General features: G+C 45.6%; 11 protein-coding genes. 8 read left to right on the top strand and 3 right to left on the bottom strand.

What is annotated here, in order from left to right; translation table 11 throughout:
• Nucleotides 1-14: 14 nt before the first annotated feature.
• The gene (locus CLV98_RS07700) at nt 15-2132 is read left to right on the top strand and encodes a type IA DNA topoisomerase (RefSeq protein ID WP_109673740.1); all 2118 of its coding nucleotides are present in this window, start codon (nt 15-17) and stop codon (nt 2130-2132) included.
• A 48-nt stretch (nt 2133-2180) separates the two neighbouring features.
• Here CLV98_RS07700 and CLV98_RS07695 read toward each other — a convergent pair whose 3' ends face one another.
• Both CLV98_RS07695 and CLV98_RS07690 read right to left on the bottom strand, forming a co-directional pair.
• A complete protein-coding gene (locus CLV98_RS07695) occupies nt 2181-3347 on the bottom strand; it encodes a Gfo/Idh/MocA family protein (RefSeq protein ID WP_109673739.1) in 1167 nt (388 codons plus the stop codon).
• 180 nt (nt 3348-3527) lie between these two features.
• The gene (locus CLV98_RS07690; RefSeq protein ID WP_109673738.1) at nt 3528-4301 is read right to left on the bottom strand and encodes a TspO-related membrane protein; all 774 of its coding nucleotides are present in this window, start codon (nt 4299-4301) and stop codon (nt 3528-3530) included.
• A gap of 184 nt (nt 4302-4485) precedes the next feature.
• Here CLV98_RS07690 and CLV98_RS07685 point away from each other — a divergent pair, with 184 nt between their 5' ends.
• The 7 genes from CLV98_RS07685 to CLV98_RS07655 all read left to right on the top strand — a co-directional run bounded on the left by CLV98_RS07685 (nt 4486) and on the right by CLV98_RS07655 (nt 14430).
• Nucleotides 4486-7830 carry a DEAD/DEAH box helicase gene (locus tag CLV98_RS07685; RefSeq protein ID WP_109673737.1) on the top strand — a complete coding sequence of 1115 codons (3345 nt, stop codon included), beginning with the start codon at nt 4486-4488 and terminating at the stop codon, nt 7828-7830.
• 184 nt (nt 7831-8014) lie between these two features.
• Nucleotides 8015-8296, top strand: coding sequence for a DUF427 domain-containing protein (locus tag CLV98_RS07680; RefSeq protein WP_109673736.1), 282 nt, complete (start codon nt 8015-8017; stop codon nt 8294-8296).
• Nucleotides 8297-8308: 12 nt separating this feature from the next.
• Nucleotides 8309-9691 carry a mercuric reductase gene (locus tag CLV98_RS07675; protein ID WP_109673735.1) on the top strand — a complete coding sequence of 461 codons (1383 nt, stop codon included), beginning with the start codon at nt 8309-8311 and terminating at the stop codon, nt 9689-9691.
• Nucleotides 9681-10661 (top strand): ABC transporter ATP-binding protein, encoded by a 981-nt coding sequence (locus CLV98_RS07670; protein WP_146202245.1) that lies wholly within the window; start codon nt 9681-9683, stop codon nt 10659-10661. Before CLV98_RS07675 ends, CLV98_RS07670 begins: the two co-directional genes overlap by 11 nt.
• A complete protein-coding gene (locus CLV98_RS07665) occupies nt 10654-12207 on the top strand; it encodes an ABC transporter permease/substrate-binding protein (RefSeq protein WP_109673733.1) in 1554 nt (517 codons plus the stop codon). The genes CLV98_RS07670 and CLV98_RS07665 overlap by 8 nt, the downstream gene beginning before the upstream one ends.
• Before the next feature lie 7 nt (nt 12208-12214).
• Complete coding sequence (gene egtB, locus CLV98_RS07660) at nt 12215-13399, top strand: ergothioneine biosynthesis protein EgtB (protein ID WP_109673732.1); 1185 nt, start codon at nt 12215-12217, stop codon at nt 13397-13399.
• 62 nt (nt 13400-13461) lie between these two features.
• Nucleotides 13462-14430 (top strand): L-histidine N(alpha)-methyltransferase, encoded by a 969-nt coding sequence (locus tag CLV98_RS07655; RefSeq protein WP_109673731.1) that lies wholly within the window; start codon nt 13462-13464, stop codon nt 14428-14430.
• Nucleotides 14431-14469: 39 nt separating this feature from the next.
• Here CLV98_RS07655 and CLV98_RS07650 read toward each other — a convergent pair whose 3' ends face one another.
• Nucleotides 14470-15567 (bottom strand): ThuA domain-containing protein, encoded by a 1098-nt coding sequence (locus tag CLV98_RS07650; protein ID WP_109674013.1) that lies wholly within the window; start codon nt 15565-15567, stop codon nt 14470-14472.
• Nucleotides 15568-15741: the final 174 nt, after the last annotated feature.

Below are 15741 nucleotides of genomic sequence, written 5' to 3'. Positions count from 1 at the left end.
GCCTCAGTAACCATATGAAAGTTTGTATAGCCGAAAAACCCAGTGTAGCTAAGGATATTGCCTCAGTAATCGGTGCCAAGCAAAGAAAAGATGGATATTACGAAGGCAACGGATATCAGGTAACTTGGACTTTTGGGCATTTTTGCACCTTAAAGGAGCCTCATGACTATACCCCGCAATGGAAGTCATGGAGGCTTGAAGATCTCCCTATGATCCCCCCAAGTTTTGGAATAAAGCTCATCGACAATAGTGGGGTACTCAAGCAGTTTGGCATTATAGAGAAGCTTGTCCAGGAAGCCGATGAGGTGATCAACTGCGGGGATGCAGGGCAAGAAGGAGAACTTATCCAAAGATGGGTGTTGCTGAAGGCAAAATGCACCGTGCCCGTAAAGCGACTGTGGATCTCCTCCCTTACCGAGGTGGCCATTAAAGAAGGATTCGAAAAGTTACAAGAAGGATCGAAATTCGATAACCTTTATGCCGCTGGAAGCGCCAGGGCCATTGGCGACTGGCTACTAGGGATGAATGCTACCCGGTTATTCACCAAAAAGTATGGGCAAAACAAGGCGGTACTATCTATAGGACGGGTTCAAACCCCTACCCTGGCTATCATAGCACAGCGTCAGAAAGAAATCAATGAGTTTGTGATCGAGGAGTATTGGGAGCTAAAGACCATATACCGTGAAACGGAGTTCACCGCTACCATAGACCGCCTTAAGACGTTTGAGAAGGCTGAGAAGGGACTGGCCTACTTAATGGAACATCCTTTTGAAATTACCGATTACGAAAAGAAAGAGGGAAAAGAGGGAAACCCCAAGCTGTACGATTTAACGGCATTGCAGGTGGACTCCAACAAGAAGTATGGTTATTCGGCAGAGGATACCCTCAAATATATCCAATTGCTCTATGAGAAGAAATTGGTTACCTATCCAAGGGTAGACACCACCTACCTCTCGGAGGATCTTCATCCCAAAATGGCAGGAATCCTGCAACAACTCACCCCTTATCGCCAGTATACAGAGGTAATATTAGCCAACCCCATCCCAAAGCTGAAGGCGGTGTTCGACGATAAAAAGGTAACCGACCACCATGCCATCATACCCACGGGGGTGAGCCCAGGAGCACTGTCGTTGGACGAAAAAAGGATATATGACATGATTGTCCGACGGTTGTTGGCCGCATTTTATCCTGAATGCCGGGTCGCTACCACAACGGTATTAGGTAAAGTAGGCCAGGTGGAGTTTAAGGCCACCGGCAAGCAAATTTTGGAGATGGGGTGGAGGGAATTATACCAACATGAAACAGCCACAAAAAAAGATGCTGCTGAGGCGGAGAAGGTTATGCCCAATTTTGAAATAGGTGAGAGCGGGCCCCACGAACCGCGTATTCACCATGGCAAAACATCCCCTCCGAAAAACTATACCGAGGCCACCTTGCTCCGTGCCATGGAAACGGCAGGTAAGCAGGTAGACGATGACGAAATGCGAGAACTCTTGAAGGACAACGGGATCGGTCGCCCCTCTACCAGAGCCAATATTATAGAAACCCTGTTTCGAAGAAAATATATCGAAAAAAAGAAAAAAAATCTGGTAGCCACACAAACCGGCATGGATTTGATCGACACCATTCAGGTAGAGCTCCTAAAAAGTGCTGAACTAACTGGGTTGTGGGAAAAGAAGCTCCGACTCATTGAAAAGGGAGAATATGCCCTAGAAGACTTCAAAAAGGAACTTATAGATATGGTAGTAAACCTGACCCAGGAGGTAAAACGCACGCATGGTCGGATTATCAACGTTATCACGGAGCCTACGACCACAACAGACCAAGGGGCAGGTAGCGCTAAGAAATCTCCACCTAAGCCCGAAATCGATATCGAGACGCTACATTGTCCCAAATGCAAGGACAAACTCCTCAAAAAGGGCAAAACTGCCTTCGGGTGCGTCAATTTTCAGGTCTGTGGCTTTAAAATCCCCTATCAACTAATGGGCAAAACCCTGACGAATAAGCAGGTCTATGACCTATTAAGTAAGGGAAAAACGACTAAAATTAAAGGCTTTCAAATTCCTGGTTCCGACCACCCCGTAGAGGGTAAGCTGGAAATGGATGGAGATTTTAATATTAACTTAGCGTAAGTAACTAGGCACTTTAGCCTTCATCTCCAATGAAGGCTAAAGTTCGAACTACCCTTTCTGTGGCATCGTTGAAGCGTTCTTCTGGGCGATGAGGGCCAGCTCGGTGGCCAGAAAGCAATGCGCATGGGTCATGGCAGTTTCGGTCCTATTCAAAACGTCGTCCACCAGCTGACGGCCATAGCTTAGCTCCGTATCGGACGAGTCGATATAGCGGGTCTCTTTATTGTCTACCAAAAAAAGATGATTACCACCATCTCTACCGGCAATGTCCACATTTTTACGAATCTCTAAATACCCATCGGTACCCAATACCGTGAGCCGACCATCGCCCCAGGATTTCAGACCGTCGGGAGTAAACCAATCGACCCGAATATAACCAGAACCTCCGTTTCCTTGCACCATGGCATCGCCAAAGTCCTCGAACTTCGGGTATTGAGGATGATGGGTATTGCCTGCCTGAGAGGCTAAAATTTTGGCGCTAGTAGAATTGGTAAAATACAAAAATTGATCGAATTGATGAGAGGCTATATCACATAATATACCTCCAAACTTGGCTTTATCGAAAAACCATTCGGGTCGGCTAGAAAGACTCATACGATGAGGGCCCATGCCAATGGTTTGGATCACCTTGCCAATGGCCCCGGCCTTCACCAATTCACCAGCCTTCACCGTAGCCCTATTCCCAAGGCGCTCTCCATACATAATAGAAAATATACGCTTGGTTTCTTTTTGTACCTTCTTAATCTCGGCTAACTGTTTTAAACTCGTAATAGCTGGCTTATCCGACATATAATCCTTTCCTGCCTTCATGACCCGAATCCCTAACGGGCCACGCTCGTTGGGGATACCTGCGCTGGTGACCAGCTGAATACTAGGATCTTCTAATATTTCATTTTCCTCCCGCGCCAGCTTTGCCTTAGGGTATCGTTTCCCAAAGGCATCGGCCAACTCTTTTTCCTTTGCATAATAGGACACCAATTCACCCCCACCCTGCAAGAGGGCTTCTACCTGACCGTATATATGCCCGTGATTCATACCAATCACCGCAAATTTTATTCTGGAGGCAAGGGGCTTTTTAATCCAAATATTCCCGGGCGTCAATTCGGTGGTTGTACTGGCCTGGAGGGGCAATTTGGGCAAGAGAAAGAGACCTGCCGCCGTACCTACTGTAGATTTTAAAAATGTGCGCCGGGTATCATCAGACATTTCTTTCATAGGAGATAAGAGTTTGTTTACTTTCAGGATATCTACTCACATCATTGGTAAAAGCCCATCGATGTATGAAGAAAGACTATGTTAAAGGAATGTAGCCCCTACAGCAGGCATAATTTAATTTGCAATCGATTGAAATTCCCCTCAACCAGAGCTTTTATCGTACCTATACGCGAAGCGGCGTTACTTCAAATAATGCTTTCCCCTATTTTGCAGCGCATGAGCCGCAATATTCAGAAAAATAATTCCAGCGATCAACAAGGCAGAATAAGCTACTACCGGCACCGAGCCCCAGTTGGCATGACCAATGGCTACTAGAGCCCAGACACCCACCAGAGCCGACTCTCTTAAATTCCGATTCCAAATGAGGAATAAATATATAAGCCCGGCTAGCACAATCATGATCACGGTCCATTGTAGAGGGGCCAGTCCAAAGCCCTCCCAGCCTATTTTGGTAAGCCAGGCCGCCATATTGGCAATGGAGGCTGCAACGATCCATCCCGCATAAATAGCGAAAGGCCACCATTCCAAGGCAACCCTTTTGAAAGAAAGCAGCTCCAATTCCATCCGGGTTTTTAGCAATATGGCCAACAAAGATCCCAATAATGACATCATGATCACGACGGAAAGGCCTGTGTATCCATATAGCCAGGCCACCACCCAACCACTGTTGGCCACACAAGTGAACACGAATAACCAGCCAATCTCGACGACAATGGAAGGAGCCTCTCCTTTACCAAATAGGCCCTTTGATTGATAAATCACAAATGCAATGAGCAATAAGTATATTAATCCCCAGATGGAAAAGGCATAGCCCGAAGGAGTAAAATAGTTTTGATAGGCGGCCGATACCGAAGCCATCGTTTCTCCATTAAAAATGCCTGTATTAGAAAGATAATTAATCAGTATTGTCGCGATTAGAGCCACAATATTCGAAATTTGAAGGGTTTTGGTCATAATCTTGCCTGTTACGATTTAAATTTTAATGATGGCCTCTAAAATTTAATGCCAGTTACTTCAAAAAAAGGCTTACAAATCCATAACATTCAAAATAAACTTCATGTTTCGCCTAAAATTAAACAAATTTGCTCCTCAATTGACCATTTCCTAAATAGGCTTTGCTTACCAATGAACCACCTATATGCATGTACACAGTCTAAAGGGCGTTAGGTTTGAAAACCTAACCACAGACCTAATATTTAGTCAATCTAGTGAGCTCCCCGAAACTGCCTCTTATGGATTTCTCGAAATCGCACCACAAGTTATTCTGACAAATTATGCGTCATTCTTGGTTCCTGACGGCCCCTCCAACTTATATCATACCGAGATCAGGCAGGATTTGGAAGGAATACAACTGAGCTGTAACTGCCATCACAGGCTCGGTACCCTTTGCAAACATCAGACTAGGACACTTTTAATTTTAAATCAAAAAAAAGACTATTTGGTTTTTTTTAATGAGGCCCATCGTCTTCAACAAATAAGACAGCATAGCCAGGATTATGGACTTGCGGAAGGGGACAATCCAGATGAGTTTTTTTATGTTCTATACCAGGACGGCAGAGTCCAGTACCGCCCCCTGATTGACAATTTGATTGCCGTAAATGAACAAACCATTGAGCATTTGGAGCGCCAGCTGTGGCAGGCTGCCCCCTCCAAGCCTACGGTAGACGACCCTTCCACCGAAGAGCTTATAGTAGTCCTGGGTAAAAACAAATATTATGACCATTTGTTTATTGAGTTGTTCCGAGCCAAACGTACCAAAGCCGGCAAATTAAAAAATCCCTTACGGACCGTTGACCCTACCCATCTGCTTCAACTGGAGCAGGACCCATCCCTCATCAAATTTTACTCCGCATTACTGCGGTTTAAGAATCAGTTCAGGGAAAAATCGGCATCCTCCGACCTGTTGGCCCTGGCCAATATTTGCCAAAACCCCGCTGATCTCGATTTTTACATCCACCAAACGGCAACGTCCGACTCTGTCAATGCGGGAAATTTAATAAGGGTAACCCTCAAAAATCCAGAGATAGGGCTCACCCTCAAAGTACACCGCAAAGGCCAATATTATGAATTCGGGGGAGTAATCAGGTTGGACGGAAAGACCTATGATTTGGAGCAAGTGAATCCACAGTACGATTATTTTTTAAGAACCGACAAGACCCTTCAACTCCTTAACGATGCTGACTATCTTCCTATAGTCCATTATTTGGGTAACCAGGAGAAAAAGGTATTGTTACATACCACAAAATTCGACCTCTTCAAAAGTAGAATATTGGAGCGGCTCGAGGAAAAAATTGAGATCATTTATGCCCATCTGGTGAAGGCCCGACAGCCCTGGTCTGAGGCCGCAACTTCCGATACTGGAATAAAAAAAATGATCTACCTGTCCGAATCAGGACACTTTATCCTAATAACCCCGGTGATTCGCTATGGCGGAGTGGAAGTTCCTATATTATCCTTAAAGCAAATTCATGCCGTCGACAGCCACGGCCATCCTTATATCGTCCGGCGCGACGAAGAAGAAGAGATTCGATTCCTGGCGGCCTTGAGGCGACAACACGCCGATTTTATGGACCAGAAACCCCGGGATTCATTTTACCTCAGTAAAGCCCGCTTTTTGGACGAAAACTGGTTTTTGGATGCCTTCGAAGCTTGGAGAAACCAGTCCATAAAAATTTATGGATTCAACACCATCCATCAAAATCGGCTCAATAGCCATAAGGCCACTGTTACGGTCACCGTTGAAAGTGGTATCAACTGGTTCTTGCCCGACATTCAGGTACGCTTCGGCAAAGAAAAAGTTTCCTTAAAAAACTTGCACAAAGCCGCTAAAAATAGGACCCGATATGTAGCATTGGACGATGGTACGGAAGGGTTACTTCCAGAAGAATGGCTGGTGAGGTTCGAGAAGTACTTCTCTGCGGGGACGGTGAGTGGTGAACAACTAAGAATTCCAAAGATTAGGTTTGAGCTGATGGACTCACTTTTCGATGCCAAAGAGTTGAAACCAAAAGTTCATCAAGAGCTCGAAACCATGCGTGACAAACTCAGGAATTTCCAGAGTATAAGGCATGTAAAAAACCCTAAAGGCCTACAAACCTCCTTGCGCAATTATCAGAAAGAGGGGCTGAATTGGCTCAAATTCCTGGATGACTTCGGCTTTGGGGGCTGCCTGGCCGACGATATGGGGCTGGGAAAAACGGTACAAATCCTGGCTTTTATTTTAAACCTAAAAGAAACTGCTGGTCAAAAGCCTCACCTCATCGTAGTTCCCACCTCACTGGTATTCAACTGGGAAGAGGAAATATCAGCCTTTGCACCTGAACTCACCACCTGGGTTCATCATGGAGCCAACCGCCTGCAGCCTTCTAACAAGCCCTACCCCTACGACATTATACTCACCACCTATGGGACTATGGTGTCCGATATTCATCTATTAAGTAAACTATCGTTCGGATATGTCTTTTTAGATGAGTCTCAAGCCATCAAAAACCCCGATTCACAACGTTATAAGGCCGCCTGCTTACTGAACAGCAAAGGTAGAGTTGTGATCACGGGTACCCCATTCGAAAACAACTCCATGGACCTTTATGGGCAATTGTCCTTTGCCTGCCCTGGACTTCTGGGTAGTAAATTGGAGTTTAAAAACCGGTATATCGTCCCCATCGATCGATTCAAAACGGATGATCCGGCCTACAGGTTACAGAAACAGATTCACCCCTTTATCCTTCGACGAACCAAACAACAGGTAGCCCCAGAATTGCCCGACAAAACTGAAACCTATTTATATTGTGAAATGGGTGAAAGCCAACGTAAGGTCTATGAAGCGTATGAAAAAGAGTTTTTTGACTATTTGAACAGTAAGGAAGAGGGAGATATCAAACGTAATCGGCTTCATGTACTCCAGGGACTCACCAAGCTCCGGCAGATCTGCAATGCCCCTTCGCTACTGAACGACGAACTTTACTATGGTGCCGAATCCTCGAAGATAGATATACTATTGGACCAGATACGGTCGAAGCGCCAAAAACATAAGATTCTGGTGTTTTCTCAGTTTGTGAGCATGCTGGATCTTATCAAACAAAAACTAAATCAGGAAGATATCCCCTTCGAGTACCTTACGGGTAAAAGCACCCATCGTGAGGAAATCGTTCATAACTTCCAAAACAACCCTTCTATCAGTGTATTTCTTATCAGTTTGAAAGCTGGGGGTACGGGATTGAACCTGACCGAGGCCGATTATGTATTTTTGGTGGATCCTTGGTGGAACCCGGCAGTAGAAAACCAAGCCATAGACAGAAGCCACCGTATTGGCCAAAATAAAAAGGTGATCGCCGTACGGCTCATCACTCCCCATACCATCGAAGAGAAGATGATGCAACTTCAAAAATCTAAAATTGACCTGGCCGCCGACCTGATTCGGACCGACCGCCATATCCTCAAGAACCTGAGCAAGGCCGATTTACTTCATTTGGTACAGCCATAATGCCACGGCCCCCTCATAAGGCCGCATAGAGTTCAGATATTTCTGCATAGTAATGTTTAGTCATCCCGATCCCTTAACAAAAGTATTTTGGATATTTTTTATTATATTTCATCATCGTTAAGTTCAAAGTTATTGATATGGATCAATTTTTTTCTATAACTGAATAAAATTTAAACGAGACATTATGAAAGCCATTTGGAAAGACGAAGTAATAGCTGAAAGTAACGAAACCATCGTAGTAGAAAACAACCACTATTTCCCTAGGGAGTCGGTCAAGGACATCTTTCTTGCTACATCGGACACGCATACGGTGTGTCCATGGAAAGGAGAGGCTCATTACTACGATGTGGTGGTACATGGGGAAATAAATGCCGATGCGGCATGGTACTACCCCATGCCCTCCGAAAAAGCCATCCAGATAAAGGACCATATTGCCTTTTGGAAAGGGGTAGTTATTCAAGCTTAAAACAGACGAGAAATGATCCAATACGATGCCATCATCATTGGTTCGGGCCAAGCCGGAACACCATTGAGTAAATACCTTGCCAAAAAGGGTTTAAAAACGTTATTAATTGAAAAAAGGTGGGTGGGAGGTACCTGCGTCAACGACGGCTGTACGCCAACTAAAACGATGGTGGCATCGGCCAAAACTGCTTGGCTTATCAATCGGTCAGAGGAAATGGGTATAACCACGGCTCGGACCAACGTGCATATGGAAGCCGTCATAGCCCGTCAACAAGAAATCGTCCATAAAATGAGGTCAGGGAGTGAAAAAGGCTTGAAGCAGACAGAAAACCTTGACCTTATTTATGGCGAAGCGAGTTTCCAAGGGCCCAAGACCGTCCAAATTGACCTTCCCGATGGTACTCAACAGACAGTAAGAGCCGAAACGATAATAATCAACACCGGTTTAGAACCGCATATTCCCTCCATCTCAGGGCTCGACCAAGTAGCTTATCTTACCAATACCAGTCTCCTAACCCTGCCCACCCTACCCAAGCAGCTGCTTATAGTGGGCTCAGGATATATTGGACTAGAGTTTGGACAAATGTACCAGCGGTTTGGCAGCCAGGTCACCCTACTAGAAAGAGGCCCAAGAATATTAAAGAAAGAGGATGAAGATATCGCCGAATCCTTGTATTCGATACTAAAAGAGGAAGGAGTGAACATAAGGCTCAATACATCACTCCTATCGGTAGAGAAGTCGGAAAATGGCTATATGGCGACCGTAGAGTCGGAAGGACAACAGTCGCAGATACCCTTTACGCACCTACTCTTAGCCAGCGGAAGGGTACCCATTACCAAACCATTAAATCTGAAAACAACAGGTGTGCACATGGACTCCAAAGGCTATATCCCCGTCGATAATTCCATGCAAACCAACGTACCAGGAATATATGCATTGGGCGATATAAAAGGGGGACCCGCCTTTACCCATGTAGCCTATGACGACTACCGAATACTTACCCAGGTGTTGTTCGCGGATCAACAACTCCAAGGCAACCACGATATATTGCCCTATTGTATGTTCACCGACCCACAGCTAGGAAGAGTTGGGCTCAATGAGCAACAAGCGAAGGAGAAAGGCCTAAACTATAAAGCAGTATCGTTGGCCAATACTTCGGTAGCCAGGGCGATAGAAACCGGAGATACGCGGGGAATGATGAAGGCTATCGTGGATGCCGATACCGATCTCATTCTGGGCGCCTCTATGTTAGGTACCGAGGGAGGTGAAGTAATGTCGGTCGTTCAAATGGCTATGATGGGAGGCTTGCGTTGGCAACAAATCGCCCAAAGCATGTTGGCGCACCCCACGTTTAGTGAATCTTTAAATAACCTATTCTCTCAACTTGAAGACTAGTTCACCAAGCATGATCGAAGTTCGGGGCGTTTCGAAATTTTACGGCAACACACCCGTCATCCATAATATTTCTTTCGATGTTCCCAGAGGTGGCATTACAGTGCTTGTAGGCACGAGTGGTTCGGGCAAAACGACCACTTTAAAAATGCTTAACAGACTTATTGAGCCAACGGAAGGAGAAATCTCCATGGATCAGCAAGCCCTCAAGGACTTGGATCCAGTGGTGCTCCGACGGCGTATTGGCTATGTAAGCCAAAATAACGGCCTATTCCCCCATTATACCGTAACTCAAAATATTGCCGTTGTCCCGCGCCTGTTGAAATGGCAAGCCGAGACTACGCAGCAAAAAACCGAAGAGCTGATGGCGCAACTGCTTATTCCTATGGACGAATACGGACATAAATATCCTAGGGAACTAAGTGGAGGCCAACAACAACGGGTATCCATTGCCAGGGCCTTGGTTACCGCCCCTCCTTTGATCCTCATGGACGAACCCTTTGGTGCCTTGGACCCCATTACTCGGCAGCAAATCCGAAGGGAATTGAAGTCCCTGTTGAACCATCGTGGCAAAACGGTCGTTTTAGTGACGCACGATTTGCTGGAAGCCATAGAAATGGGAGATCATATTGTGGTAATGGACCAAGGAAAAATTATACAGCAAGGAACTGCTCAAGCGCTACTTTTCGACCCTGTTTCACCTTTTGTTCGTAGCTTCTTCGACCCTCAACGGTTTCAACTGGAGCTGTCGAGCGTCACCTTAAGGGAGGTAGAGACCCTCTTACCCTCTTGTCCTTCCCCACCCATGGAACTGACTATAACACCCGACCGAAGCCTCTGGGATACCATAGGCCTAATGGAGGAAAATAAACTAACAACGTTAGTTTTTTTGGATTCAACGGCTTCCTGTAGATCTGCCGATTTAAAATCTTTGGTAGACTGCCTGTCACAAATAAAAAGAAAATATGGATGAGCAAGAAAGTTTTTGGACTTTCCTTAGTCTACAAGCGGATAAAATAGGGGAGCAAACCCTGACTCATATTGGACTGACGAGCTCCTCCCTACTATTGGCCATCCTGATAGGCCTACCCTTAGGAATCTGGATCGTGAACAGACCCTCTTGGGCCAAAATAGTGTTGGGGATAGCCGGTATCATGCAAACGATTCCGAGCATTGCCTTACTGGGTGTCATGATCCCGCTACTCGGAATTGGGGCCGTTCCGGCGATTACCGCCTTATTCTTATATGCCCTTCTACCCATCATCCGCAACACTTATACGGGTATTGGAGGGGTAGACCCGGCCATCACCGAAGCCTCCCGCGCACTGGGGATGACCTCCTGGCAAATCTTACTGCGGGTACAGCTTCCATTGGCTATGCCCGTCATACTCGCTGGAGTGCGTACTGCGGCGGTGATCAACGTGGGGGTGGCTACCCTGGCAGCCTATATAGCGGCAGGCGGCTTAGGCGAATTTATATTCGGGGGAATCGCCCTCAACAATAGCCATATGATACTCGCAGGCGCCATACCCGCGGCCCTTTTGGCGATTGCCTTCGACATGTCACTTGCCTTACTACAGCGTGCCCAACAGAGTCGTTTGGGTGGGGCAGGAATCGTCCTGTTTCTCTTCCTGATTCCCATATCTACCACCTACGTACGTCAGCAGTCCAATATTGATATGCTAGCCGGATTCACTCCTGAATTTATGGGTCGGCAAGATGGATATTTGGGATTAAAACAGCAGTATGGCTTTAAGATACCAACTGTCGTGATCAGCGACGCCATTATGTACAAGGCGGCATTCCAAGAGCAACTCGATATCATCAGCGGATACAGTACCGATGGCCGGCTCAAGGCTTTCAACCTGGTAACTCTGGAAGATGATAAAGGGATATTTCCACCCTATCAGGCTTCTATGCTAGTCAGAAACGATGTTCTGGAGAAATATCCAGAAATAGAACCTGTGCTGGAAATGCTCTCAGGACATATCAATGATTCCATAATGACCGAGCTCAACTATCAGGTCGACTACCAGAAGATAAGACCGGCTATTGTTGCCAAAGACTTTTTGGAACGCACGAATCTATACCGCCCTCCGCAGCAATCGGGAACTGAGACGATTAGGATCGGCTCCAAAATTTTTGGAGAACAGTATCTGCTGATCAATATGTATAAAATGCTAATTGAAGGGTACACGACCCTCAAGGTAGATACCAAAACCGGACTCGGTGGTACCAAAATTTGCTTTGATGCCTTGGTTCACAATGAAATTGACATGTACCCCGAATATACTGGCACGGGACTTTTGGTACTATTGCAAGCGAGTCCCAGCCAGGTAGCCCAGCTTGGTGCTCAGCCTCAGCGGGTTTTCAATTATGTTGCCAAGGAATTTGACGATCGGTTTGAGTTAAAATGGCTTAAACCCATTGGTTTTAATAATGCTTACGCCCTTATGATGCGACGAGAACAAGCATCTCATTTAAAAATAAAAAAGATCTCAGACCTTCATTACAATTGAATTACAGATGGAAATCAAAAATTATGAACAAGAACTACTATCGGTAGACCCAATCGAATATTTTTATAAGGTTCGCAATCGATCGATAGAAATATGCAAACCACTTCAAGTTGAGGATTATATTCCCCAGCCAGTACCGTTTATAAGTCCGGCCAAATGGCACCTGGCGCATACGAGTTGGTTTTTTGAAACCTTTATATTAAAACCATATCTTCAGGGATACTGCGCATTCCATGAAGATTTCGGCTTTTTATTTAATAGCTACTATAATAATGTGGGCAAACGCCTCTTTAGAGCTAACAGAGGCAACATTACACGCCCCGGCGTAGTGGAGGTTTATGATTATAGGGCTCATGTAGACCAAGGCATTCGGCAGCTTCTGCTCCACTCCACGGCCCCAGCGGTATTGAACCTACTTGAACTGGGCTTACAGCACGAGCAACAACATCAGGAACTCATGCTGACCGATATCAAGTACACCTTAGGTCATAACCCAACCTTTCCAGTTTATGACCCAGCTGCCCAGTTTCATCCCCGAGAAGACGGAAAGCCCGGATATCTATCTTTAGAAGAAGGGCTATACGAAATAGGACATCAAGGCAATGGGTTCTGCTTCGACAATGAGCTAGGAAAGCATAAGGTGTATCTTCCTTCTTTTCAAATAGCCAACCAACTCGTTACAAACGGTGAGTATTTATCGTTTATGGAGGCGGGAGGATACTCCGACTTTAACTTATGGCTGGACGAAGGGTGGTCGTGGTTAAACGAAAATAAGGTCGAGGCGCCACTCTATTGGCATAAAATGGAAGGCAAATGGTTTCATTATACCCTTGCCGGTTTAAAAGAAGTGGACCCCAATACGGTACTCACCCACATCAACTACTATGAAGCTTCGGCATTTGCTCAATGGGCGGGGAAGAGGCTCCCTACGGAATTTGAATGGGAGGTAGCGTCGAAACATCTGGAATGGGGAAAACGCTGGGAATGGACCAACAGCGCTTATCTGGCATACCCAGGCTTTGAGAAGGCCCCTGGAGCGGTTGGGGAGTACAATGGCAAATTCATGGTCAATCAAATGGTCCTCCGGGGGGCATCATCGGCTACCTCCGAAGGGCATAGCCGAGCCACCTACCGAAACTTCTTTCACGCCCATCACCGGTGGCAATTTACCGGGTTAAGGCTCGCCCAATAAACCAAATACGATCCACATGCCAGCTCTGTTGGCAAGCCCAATTCATCTTCAACACGACTCTTATGAATGCAAATATCACCCAGCGACTCGCTCCCACCGAAGCAGCCATTGACTTGGACTTAGGACTCAGCACTAAAAACAAATATGTAGCCTCCAAATACCTGTACGACGATCATGGCAGTATGCTGTTTCAACAGATCATGCATATGCCAGAGTACTACCCTACCGATGCCGAGTTCGAGATATTAGCCATGCAAAGTGGACAAATAGTCGATGCCTTGGCATTTGACAAGCCTTTTAATATAGTAGAACTGGGAGCAGGTGATGGAATAAAGACCAGGCAATTGCTTAAAACGCTTTTAGCAGGCAATAAAGAGTTTACCTATATCCCAGTGGATATATCTGCTCAGGCGATCGACGATCTTAAACGAAATATGCAAGAAGCCCTACCTCAGCTAAAAATAGCTCCGTTGGTAGGTGATTATTTCAGTATGATGGATCAAATAGCCGCCATGGGACTTCCTAGCCTATTTTTATTTCTGGGAAGTAATATTGGCAATTACCCCGACAAGGCGGCTAATGTGCTGCTAATGCACTTCAACGAGGCGATGAACCCCGGCGATAAGCTGCTGATAGGCATGGATTTACAAAAAAACCCTGGTACTATACAGTTGGCTTACGACGACCCCCACGGCATTACCAAGGCATTCAATATGAATTTGCTCAACCGTCTAAACCGGGAGCTAGAAGCCAATTTCCAACTTAGTCAATTCGATTTTTACTGTCATTACGATCCCGTTTCAGGCGAAGTAAGGAGTTATTTGGTAAGCCTAAAAGACCAAAAGGTATACAGCCAAGCCCTGGACAAATATTACAATTTTAAGGCGCATGAGTTAATTTGGACCGAGTTATCAAAAAAATACACCCTGACCCAAATCGAAGACATGGCCGATCAGAATGGATTTTCGGTAGAGAAAAACTTCTTGGACTGCAAGCACTATTTTGCTGATAGCCTTTGGGTACGTTTGTAAAAAAGCAGCCTCCTGGTGTTGGCCAGGAGGCTGCTTTTTTTATTTTACTTTCTTTTCAAATACCTCGCCCGGCATGATCAGCGAGTCCCACCCCGCCAAATCGGCTGGCTTTACCTTGGCTTTATAGCCCTTAAAATTAAACTGGGTAGGCTGATAGGGCCCCACAAGTTCAATATTATTGTCGGCCTTAATATCCTTTTCCATTTCCATGGCCCATAAGGCGGCGTTTAAAAGCATTCGACGGAATCCTGGATTTAAGATATCTTCTGAGGCACCGTGGGTGGTAGTGAATACTCTCCCACTGGCTCCATCTTCGAGGGTATACTCCCTTGACCAGGCCACGGGCAATAACTCCTTGTTAGGGTCGGCGGCGGCATCTTGGCTCATACCATTCAGCACCTCTCCCCTAGCAATGACCTCCCCATGGGGCTCAGCAGTATATCCTCCTGACTGCACCCACATATCCTTTACCCCCGTTAATATTGGATTGGCCTCTTGTCCTTTTTCTGGAATCAATCGAGAGGATTGGGCATGGTTTTTACCATAATGCGACACCCAGGTTTCACCTAGTATATATTCACCGAAGCCATCTTTCCATTCCTTTTTTTCTCCCTTATAGTTCCAGTTATAATGCTCCCATTTGGGATCTGTGATTTTGTCAAAAGCATGGGTAGCCGTCCTTAGGGCTACAATAGGCTTTCCTGCATGTATATAGTCGTCGATATACTGAAGTTCCTCTGAGTCAAAATGAGCAAATCGAGTAAACAAAAAGAGCAAGTCGGCATTTTTTAATAACGACAAGCCTTTAAGATTGGAGCTCCCTGGTAATATATACCCCTCCTCGTCCAAACCAAATAATACGGTACAGTTAAAACCATAGCGCTTGGATAAAATCTTGGCTAGCTCTGGCAATGTTTCTTCACTGCGGTACTCATGATCGGAGGCTACAAAGACAATATTTTTGCCGAGTCCAGGACCTTCGGTCCCCTTATATTGTACCATATATTTGTCATATGGCTGTTCGACGACTTCCTGTTCTTGCCCGCCTTGTTGTCCTTCACCCGACTTGGCCGTACAGGAGGTTAGCAGCGTGAAACATAATAAATAAGTGGTCCAACATAAAGATACCTTGTTCATAATAACATTAGATTGATTTAGGATGAGCATACCAGATGGCATAAAAAAATAGTAACCTGACCATTCAAAGCAATTAAAATAAAAAATTTACTTCCCGACTATTGTTTGAAATTGTTTAATATTAAGGTTCAAATTCGATTCATTAAGATTTTACTAACTCCATGACCTTCAGAA

The organism is Dyadobacter jejuensis (assembly GCF_003149085.1).
In the GTDB taxonomy this organism is placed as follows: domain Bacteria; phylum Bacteroidota; class Bacteroidia; order Cytophagales; family Spirosomataceae; genus Dyadobacter; species Dyadobacter jejuensis.
This window is presented reverse-complemented; position numbering and strand designations above follow the sequence as displayed.

What these genes read in the sequence shown, in the direction of transcription:
- CLV98_RS07695 (WP_109673739.1), bottom strand. Translation starts at nt 3,347, where the DNA reads ATGAAAGAAATGTCTGATGATACCCGGCGCACATTTTTAAAATCTACA.
- CLV98_RS07675 (WP_109673735.1), top strand. Translation starts at nt 8,309, where the DNA reads ATGATCCAATACGATGCCATCATCATTGGTTCGGGCCAAGCCGGAACA.
- CLV98_RS07655 (WP_109673731.1), top strand. Translation starts at nt 13,462, where the DNA reads ATGAATGCAAATATCACCCAGCGACTCGCTCCCACCGAAGCAGCCATT.
- CLV98_RS07665 (WP_109673733.1), top strand. Translation starts at nt 10,654, where the DNA reads ATGGATGAGCAAGAAAGTTTTTGGACTTTCCTTAGTCTACAAGCGGAT.
- CLV98_RS07690 (WP_109673738.1), bottom strand. Translation starts at nt 4,301, where the DNA reads ATGACCAAAACCCTTCAAATTTCGAATATTGTGGCTCTAATCGCGACA.
- CLV98_RS07685 (WP_109673737.1), top strand. Translation starts at nt 4,486, where the DNA reads ATGCATGTACACAGTCTAAAGGGCGTTAGGTTTGAAAACCTAACCACA.
- CLV98_RS07700 (WP_109673740.1), top strand. Translation starts at nt 15, where the DNA reads ATGAAAGTTTGTATAGCCGAAAAACCCAGTGTAGCTAAGGATATTGCC.
- egtB (WP_109673732.1), top strand. Translation starts at nt 12,215, where the DNA reads ATGGAAATCAAAAATTATGAACAAGAACTACTATCGGTAGACCCAATC.
- CLV98_RS07680 (WP_109673736.1), top strand. Translation starts at nt 8,015, where the DNA reads ATGAAAGCCATTTGGAAAGACGAAGTAATAGCTGAAAGTAACGAAACC.
- CLV98_RS07650 (WP_109674013.1), bottom strand. Translation starts at nt 15,567, where the DNA reads ATGAACAAGGTATCTTTATGTTGGACCACTTATTTATTATGTTTCACG.